Genomic DNA, 6,027 nt, shown 5'->3' with positions numbered 1-6,027 from the left:
GCTGATCTGCAACTTGGCTGCAGGGCCCTGGTCTGCTGATCTGCAACTTGGCTGCAGGGCCCTGGTCTGCTGATCTGCAACTTGGCTGCAGGGCCCTGGTCTGCTGATCTGCAACTTGGCTGCAGGGTCCTTGCCCGCCCACCGTCGCGGGACACGCCGCAAGTACGTCCCTGTAGGCTCTTACGCGGCATCCATGCCGCGTAAGGTCCCGCGACGGTGGGCGGGCAAGGACCTGTCGAAATGGTCGGTGTGTGTGTTTGCAAGCAGTGCATGACGTGCTCTGGTTGGATCACGGGGGCGTCCGCAAGCCGAGCGGAAGACCAGACTACAAACGTCTAGCCTGCCCACCGCAAGCCGAGCAACATGTTTTCAAGAAAACAGCCGACCAACTGTCTGGTGCGGTGCCCTCACCGGTTGCGGGACCGTGTGGCGGCATGGATGCCGCCACCGAGCCCCCAGGGACGGGTTCACGGCGTGTCCCGCAAGCGGTGAGGGCACCGCGCCCTCGACCGACTAAAGCGTTTCACCTGGCTCTCTGACTGCCTCCGACAAGAGGCGGCTAACAAAAACCATTGCGTTCACCGCCTGACGCGCGCTCTTTGTCTCCTGTCAGCCATTCGCGACCCGGGCGTGGCAGCAACAAACCCTGCTGCGCTGCACCTGACCGTAATCCGGCGGGGCAGTAGAATAGGACCATGAATGCGACCACTGCCCCCCTGCCCTATAGCGCCGCGCGTCTGCACGAGCTGGCGCAACTGCTGATCGGCAACATCCGCGAGCTGGCCCAGGCCGGCTGGACGCCGGCCACCAGCAGCAATTTCTCCCATCGCCTGGACGAACAGCACGCCGCGATCACCGTGTCCGGCCGCGACAAGGGCCGCCTGGTCGAGGAAGACATCATGGTGGTGGACTTTGATGGCCTGGCCGTCGGCCGGCCGTTGCGCCCGTCCGCGGAGACGCTGCTGCATACCCAGCTGTATCGCCGCTTCCCGGAGATCGGCTGCGTGCTGCATACCCATTCGCCGGTGCAGACCATCGCCTCGCGGCTGTATGCCGGCGCCGGCGTGATCCGGCTGGAAGGCTATGAGCTATTGAAAGCCTTCGAGGGCAACACCACCCATGAAACGGCAGTGGACGTGCCGGTGTTCGCCAATACGCAGGACATGCAGGTGCTGGCCGCGCAGGTGGAGGCCTTGCTGGACAAACAGAGCCTGTGGGGGTATCTCATCGAAGGACACGGTCTGTATGCCTGGGGCCGCAACATGGCCGAGGCACGCCGTCACCTGGAGGCCTTCGAATTCCTGCTGCATTGCGAACTCGAGCTGCTGAAGCTGCGCGGCCCGCGCTGAGTCCTCGCCACCTCCCCCTTCCCTTGTGAGCCAGATCGCCATGAGCCGACTGCGTATCTTCGCCGACACCAATCCCAGCATTCCGGAATTCGACAGCCGTGACGGCGATGCCATCGCCGCCGAGCTGACCAAGATCGGCGTGACCTTCGAGCGCTGGCATGCCAGCCAGCCGGTCGAGCCCGGCGCCACGCCCGAGCAGGTCATGGCTGCCTACCGCGTCGACATCGACCGCATCAGTGCCGAGCGCGGCTTCAAGACCGTGGACGTGGTCAGCATCGCGCCGGACAATCCCAAGCGCGAGGAAATGCGCGCCAAGTTCCTGGACGAGCACTTCCACAAGGAAGACGAGGTGCGCTTCTTCGTCGCCGGCTCGGGCCAGTTCACGCTGCACGTGGACAACAAGGTCTACGAGATCGAATGCGTGAAGGACGACCTGATCGCCGTGCCCGACAGCACCCTGCACTGGTTCGACATGGGGCCGGAGCCGCACTTCGTGGCGATCCGCTTCTTCACCGAGCCCGATGGCTGGGTCGGCCACTTCACCGGCACCGAAATCGCCCAACAATTCCCCCGCTACGCCCCCGAGAAACCTCCAAAGGCCAGCTGACGATGACACGACCGCAAGCGATCCTCACCGATATCGAAGGCACCACCAGCAGCATCTCGTTCGTCAAGGACGTGTTGTTTCCGTATGCGCGCCGCGCCATGCCGGCCTACGTGCAGGAGCACGGCGGTCACCCGCAGGTGCGGCACTGGCTCAACCAGGTGGCCGACGAGATCGGCGAGGACGTGCCGGACGAAGTCCTGGTCAGCACCCTGCAGACCTGGATCGACGAGGATCGCAAGCACACCGCACTCAAGGCGCTGCAGGGAATGATCTGGAGCGACGGCTACAAGACCGCCGACTTCACCGCGCACATCTATGCCGATGCGGCGATCCAGCTGCAGGCCTGGCATGCGGCCGGCATTCCGCTGTACGTGTATTCGTCCGGCTCGGTGCCGGCGCAGAAGCTGTTCTTCGCCCATAGCGATGCCGGCGACCTGAGCGCGCTGGTCACCGACTGGTTCGATACCGAAGTCGGCCCCAAGCGCGAGAGCGCCAGCTACCGCCGCATCGCCGAACGCATCGGCGTGCCGCCGGGCGAAATCCTGTTTCTGTCGGACGTGATCGAAGAGCTGGACGCCGCCAAGCGTGCCGGCATGCGTACCGCGTTGCTGGACCGTCGCGAGGATTACCCCACCCCACGCTCGGCCGACGAGATCGGCAGCCACCAGCGCGTGGAAAGTTTCACCGAGCTGGCGCTGTAAGCGCGATCGGCAAGCCCGCTGCGCTCATCCTCGGGTGAGCGCAGTCGTTACCCGGCGTTGCATGCGCTCTTGATGCATTGCGGATCAAGCGCGCCGTGCGCACCCGCCTGACGGCAGGCTCGCGGCGCTGTTGCAGGCGTGGCTCAGCCGACCTTGCCGATGCGCAGTGGCGAGACTTGGCAGGCCTGCTGCAGGCAACGTGTTCTGCAAGATGTGCTTGAAGCGGATCGATGGACGTTGTGCAACGTCATGGCCTGCGTTGCGATCACTGCGCCCCCGCGCTCCACCCGTCCTCCCAGACCTCGGCGTTTGTCATGTCGCTGCATTCCCCCTTCGGACCGAACGCCTTGTTGCGGCGACTCTCCTTGTTGATCCTCATCGTGGCCTTGATGGCCGGCTGTCACCCCGATGCCGGTGCCGCACTGCCCAAGCAGGCGGCGGCAGGCAAGGATGAGGTGGACCCGGTCGACCAGGCGGCGCTTGCGCAGGCATTGAACGCGCTGCAGCCACAGCGTCCTGGGGTGACCGACCTGTATGTGGTCGGCTTCGCCGGCGATGCCAGCGACGATGTGTTCCGCAACGAAACGCTCTACCTCAAGCAGCTGTTCGAACGGCGCTTCGATGCGCGCGGCCGCGTGGTCACGTTGATCAACAACCCGGACAATCTGGGCGAGCAGCCTTACGCGCCATTGGCGACCTACGACAACCTGTACGACACGCTTGCGGCGGTCGGCAAGCGCATGGATCGCAAGGAAGACGCGCTGCTGCTGTTCGTCACCACCCATGGCACCGAAGACCACACGCTGTACGTGCAGGTGGACCAGAACGAGGAGGATTTCATCAGCCCGCAGGATCTGCGCCAGGCGCTGGACGATGCCGGGATCGGCAACCGCATCATCGTGCTGTCGGCCTGCTACTCGGGCGGCTTCATTCCGGCGCTGCGTTCACCGGACACGCTGGTCCTCACTGCTGCGCGCGCAGACCGGCCTTCGTTCGGCTGCGGCAACACCTCCAATGCGACCTACTTCGGCCAGGCCTGGTTGATCGATGCGATGAACCGCAGCGACGACCCGTTGGCGGCGTTCGCCAGCGCCAAAACGGCGATCACTGCGCGCGAGAAACAGGACGGCGAATTGCCATCGTTGCCGCAGCAGTCGCTCGGCAGGCACATCGCGCCGGTGCTGGCACGCTGGCGTGCAGGCCTGCATGCAGGCCCGGCGGTGGCCTATCCCTATCCACCGCTGGATGCTGTGCCGGATGACGGGCAAGACCGCGCTCCAGAAAGCGATTCCGATACGCAGCCACTGCACAGCGCGACGAACGCCAAAGCGCCGGCCGCTCCCACCCGCCCGCGCAACCCGCTGCCCGTGCCGCCGACACCGGCACCGCCACCCTGATCACTGTCATGCACTGAGACTAATTCTCATTTCGTCAGCGCTTGCGCGGCCTCGCTACACTCGCCGGGCCAGCCAGCGCACGCCAGCCAGCATCGATCCCCGCCAGCGCGCCATCGCCTGCCAGCCCGGATCCCAGAACGCCTCCCTCGTGGAGGCGTTTGTGTTTCTGCCCCCCAGGATTCAGCCGCGCATCCATCCACAACGCTCCCGTAGGAGCGCATTCATGCGCGAAGGACTCTCCACACACACCCGCACCCCGCACAGCCCTCAAGGATCGGCGCGCTGCAGGCGATACACCGTGCGTGCGCTGTACTGCCCGGTCGGCAGCGACGCGCGCACGTCCACGGTGTGTTCACCCACCTCCAGCGTGGTCGGCAATGCGCCACGCCACAGGTGCGTGGACGGCGTGGCCTCGGGCGAGCGGTCGTAGCCGCGCAACTGCTCGGCCGCATCGTCGCGCACGTTCTCGGCCAGCAGGCGCGGATCGGCACGCTCCACCCGCTTCATCGGCTGCCATGCGCCATTGTCGATGCGCATCTCGACGAGGGTGTCGTCCCGGCCCATGAACACATTGGCGTAGATCCCCCAGGCCGCATACGCGCCCTGGCGCAGCACCTTGGGCGCGTGCAGCAGCAGTTGCGCATCATCGACCGAACGCGCGACGTGATAGGCCAGCGTGTAGTCGCCGCCGGGCGCCACCTGCAGCACCGCGTAACCGTTCGGCGTGCCGTCGCTCATCGTCGCGTCGGGAATGCCGGCGGCGTCCTTGGCACCGGACCAGAACGCACCGCAGGCCGCGCCGACGTTGTATTCGTGCAGCGGGCGGGCGCCCTGCCAACCTTCGTCGGCGCCGTGATCGACCTGTCGCTGGGTATGACTGTGTGCGCTCAGCACCAGCACATGCGGGAAATCCTTCAACAGGGCGAACAGGCGGCGGCGATCGGCATGCCGGAAGGTCTCCTGCCCCGGCGCCGCGTCGAACAACGGAATATGCATGCCCAGCACCAGCAGCCGCTCGCGTGGCAGCTGCGCCAGATAGGCCTGCAGGAACGCGAACTGGTCCTCGCGCAGGCCGCCGACATAGGCCGGTTTGCCGCCTGGCGTATAGATCACATCGTCCAGGAACACGAAGCTGGCGTTGGCCTCTTCCACCGCGTAGGTGTCCGGGCCGTAGACGGCACGCCAGCTGTCCAGCGACTGCGCATCGTCGCCCGCATCGAAGTTGAGATCGTGATTGCCCGGCACATGGAACCACGGCACGCCCAGTTGGGTGGTGACCTTGTTCAGGGCCGGGTACAGGCTCAGATCGTCGCTGACGATATCGCCCAGCGTGGTGCCCAGCCGGGCCGGGGTCTTGCCGACGATCGGCGCGACGATATCGCGCTGGTAATACCCCACGTCGGTGAGGCTGGCGGTCTGGCTGTCGGCGAACACCAGCATCTGGAACCCATCCTTGCCGGCACTGGCGCGCGGGGTCAGCGCGAAATCCCAGTGCCGGGTGTTGCGCCCGGTGGCGGCGATGCCAGGGTACTTGCGCTTGGCCGATCCCGTGGGTGCGTAGTGACGCCAAAAACCCGGCAGTCCGTCCGCGCTTGGCACAAAGCTGCGGTCGCCTGGCTTGATCACGAACACCGTCTGCCCGTCGCGTACCGGCAGGCGGTAGCGGCCTTGCGCGTCGGTGCGCACCAGCTGCTCGCCATTGGAGACGGTCACGTCGCTGATGCCCGGCTCGTCGGCGCTGCGTCCGGCACGCCCGTCGCGCTCTTCGTAGACGATGCCATCGACCACGGCATCGCGTGCGTACGCGCCCCCCGCGAGCAAACCCAGGGCCAACAGAGCGAAACGAAGCTGCATGCGTTTTTCCGCGGAAAGACCAGCGGAAATTGTACCTGCCAAGGCCGGGCGCACATCACGCCCCCCCCCTCATCGTAGGAGCGCACCCGGGCGCGACGGGCGTTATCGGTAACGCTCCA

5 protein-coding genes are annotated in these 6,027 nt (G+C 65.9%); 4 read left to right on the top strand and 1 reads right to left on the bottom strand.

What is annotated here, in order from left to right:
- The first annotated feature begins 695 nt into the window (after window positions 1–695).
- The 4 genes from EO139_RS18225 (at window position 696) to EO139_RS18210 (ending at window position 4,054) form a co-directional block, all read left to right on the top strand.
- Window positions 696–1,349: a methylthioribulose 1-phosphate dehydratase gene (locus tag EO139_RS18225; protein ID WP_104535541.1), complete on the top strand. Its 654-nt coding sequence runs from the start codon at window positions 696–698 to the stop codon at window positions 1,347–1,349.
- A 40-nt stretch (window positions 1,350–1,389) separates the two neighbouring features.
- A complete protein-coding gene (locus tag EO139_RS18220) occupies window positions 1,390–1,956 on the top strand; it encodes an acireductone dioxygenase (RefSeq protein ID WP_126971793.1) in 567 nt (188 codons plus the stop codon).
- Window positions 1,957–1,958: 2 nt separating this feature from the next.
- Window positions 1,959–2,657 (top strand): acireductone synthase, encoded by a 699-nt coding sequence (mtnC, locus tag EO139_RS18215; protein WP_046342443.1) that lies wholly within the window; start codon window positions 1,959–1,961, stop codon window positions 2,655–2,657.
- A 314-nt stretch (window positions 2,658–2,971) separates the two neighbouring features.
- A complete protein-coding gene (locus tag EO139_RS18210) occupies window positions 2,972–4,054 on the top strand; it encodes a C13 family peptidase (RefSeq protein ID WP_126971791.1) in 1,083 nt (360 codons plus the stop codon).
- Window positions 4,055–4,321: 267 nt separating this feature from the next.
- Here EO139_RS18210 and EO139_RS18205 read toward each other — a convergent pair whose 3' ends face one another.
- Window positions 4,322–5,908, bottom strand: a complete 1,587-nt coding sequence (locus EO139_RS18205; RefSeq protein WP_126971789.1) for a calcineurin-like phosphoesterase family protein — start codon at window positions 5,906–5,908, stop codon at window positions 4,322–4,324.
- Window positions 5,909–6,027 lie beyond the last annotated feature (119 nt).

The sequence above is a fragment of the Xanthomonas sp. BRIP62411 genome (genome assembly GCF_003993525.1).
In the GTDB taxonomy this organism is placed as follows: Bacteria; Pseudomonadota; Gammaproteobacteria; order Xanthomonadales; family Xanthomonadaceae; genus Xanthomonas; species Xanthomonas euroxanthea.
This window is presented reverse-complemented; position numbering and strand designations above follow the sequence as displayed.